Origin of the sequence: Mesorhizobium sp. M1E.F.Ca.ET.041.01.1.1, from assembly GCF_003997355.1 — a bacterium.
Classification (GTDB): domain Bacteria; phylum Pseudomonadota; class Alphaproteobacteria; order Rhizobiales; family Rhizobiaceae; genus Mesorhizobium.
Map to the genome: position 1 here is coordinate 1 of NZ_RZSL01000865.1, position 1,943 is coordinate 1,943.

A 1,943-nucleotide genomic window follows, 5' to 3' on the forward strand; every position below is an offset into this window, starting at 1 on the left:
ATCCAATCTATCTCGATGGTTTTGCCACTCTACCCCTTGCGCCTGAAGCTCGCGAGGCGATCCTTGGTGTTTGGGCGCAACCCGGCAACGCCGGTTCGCCCAACGTTTCAGGCGAGATTGCCGCACGCACGATTGCCGACGGCCGCGAATTGGTAGCCGATTTAATCGGCGCCGCGGCAAGCGAGATCACGTTCACTTCGGGTGCGACTGAAGCCAACAATCTTGCGATTTTGGGCGTGGCACGCTTGGCTCGCAGATCGCAACCGAACCGGAAACGCATCGTCGTTTCGGCAGTCGAACACAAGGCTGTGTTGGAGCCTGCACACGCCTTGCAGTCCGAAGGATTCGAAATCAGCATTGCCCCCGTCGATCGTCAAGGTCGGCTTGATCTTGCCGAATTTGCGCGCCTCGTCGACCGAGATCTTCTCCTTGCATCAGTGATGATGGTCAACAACGAGACCGGCGTCATTCAGCCCGTCAAGGAAGCTGCTGCCTTGGCGCATGCGAGCGGCGCGCTCTTCCATAGTGATGCGGCGCAGGCCGCCGGCAAGATCGACGTTGACGTCATCGAGCTTGATGTCGACTACCTCACCCTTTCGGCCCACAAGTGCTATGGTCCGATGGGCATAGGGGCTTTGTATGTTGCAGCATCGGCGCCGAAGCCGCTTCCACTGACTTTTGGTGGTGGCCAGCAAAGCGGTCTGAGGCCCGGAACTGAGCCGGTCGCGCTCGTCGCTGGCTTCGGTGCGGCTGCTCGGGTCGCGAGAGATCGGCTTGAGTCCGACAAGGAGCATTGCTCCGCGTTGATTGAACGCTTGCTTGAGACGCTAGAAGAACGGCAGCTTCGCTTTAGTCGGGTCAGCGGCGATGCGCCCACGGTTCCGGGCACAGTGTCCATCCAGTTCTTCGACGTCGATGCGGACGAGCTCTGCGCCCGCGTTGCGCGCCGCGTATCGCTTTCAACAGGATCGGCATGCACCTCAGGGCAAATCAAGACTTCACATGTGCTTGAATCCATTGGCCTTTCCGAAATAGAGGCTCGTTGCGTTATTCGGATTTTTTGTAATCGCTATCAGAATTCCGAAGAGATACTGAGCGCAGCTAACCACATCGTTGATGCTGCCGCGCTATCTCGCCTTGAAACTGGAGAGCTTCACCAGTAAGGTCCCTTTCATGGGACGCGCTGCGATAAAGATCGATTCGAGAGGGCAGTTTGCGGGACACGAGACGTTCCCGCTCCGACTGCTATGGTTGAAGAAAGCCTTTGATGCAATCGGCGGCGGAGCCGATTCCAGAACATTTCAGGAACAAGATGCAATAGCCCGTTTCGGCGTCGGGCGCAATATGGCCGTGTCGATGCGCTATTGGGCGCTCGCGTCGGGCTTCTTCGCCGAAGTTGATCGCATGATTGCACCAACCGGGCTTGGTCGCGCCATTCTCTCCGACGATGGTCTCGATCCTTACCTCGAGCAATCATCGACGATTTGGTTCGCTCATTGGCATATCGCCAGCACGCCTGCGATGACAACAACTGCGTACTACGCGTTCAATTTGCTCAACGCGATCGAGTTTGATCCGGCCATGTTGCTCGACCAGCTCATGACCTTGGTAGAGAGCAGCGGATGGCGGGCAACGCGCGGAACACTTAAGCGCGATATTGAGGTTTTCTTGCGCAGTTATGTGCGGCGGGCGGATACTCTCAGTGAAGACGCCGCGGAGCCTCTGCTGGCCGAGGTTGCATTGATCCGGGAAGCTCGGCTTGGCGGCTGGTACGAGTTTGTTCGCGGTCCGAAGCCGGGCCTCCATGACGCCGTTTTCGCTTACGCGCTTGGTCAGTTCTGGGAACGATCCGGCGGCGCGAACACATTGACGGCTGAACAGATCTGTTATGGAGCAGGCTCGCCAGGACGCGTTTTCAAACTCGATGAAGGCGGCGTGGTTTC

The 1,943-nt window shown here is 58.0% G+C and carries 2 protein-coding genes; both read left to right on the forward strand.

Features of this window, described 5'->3' with window-relative positions; translation table 11 throughout:
• A partial coding sequence (locus EOA38_RS35185) for a cysteine desulfurase family protein (RefSeq protein WP_145966244.1) occupies positions 1 to 1,163 on the forward strand: 1,163 nt, incomplete at its 5' end.
• On the forward strand, positions 1,117 to 1,943 hold an 827-nt coding region (locus tag EOA38_RS35190; protein WP_245481001.1), incomplete at its 3' end, for a DUF4007 family protein. The genes EOA38_RS35185 and EOA38_RS35190, both read left to right, overlap by 47 nt.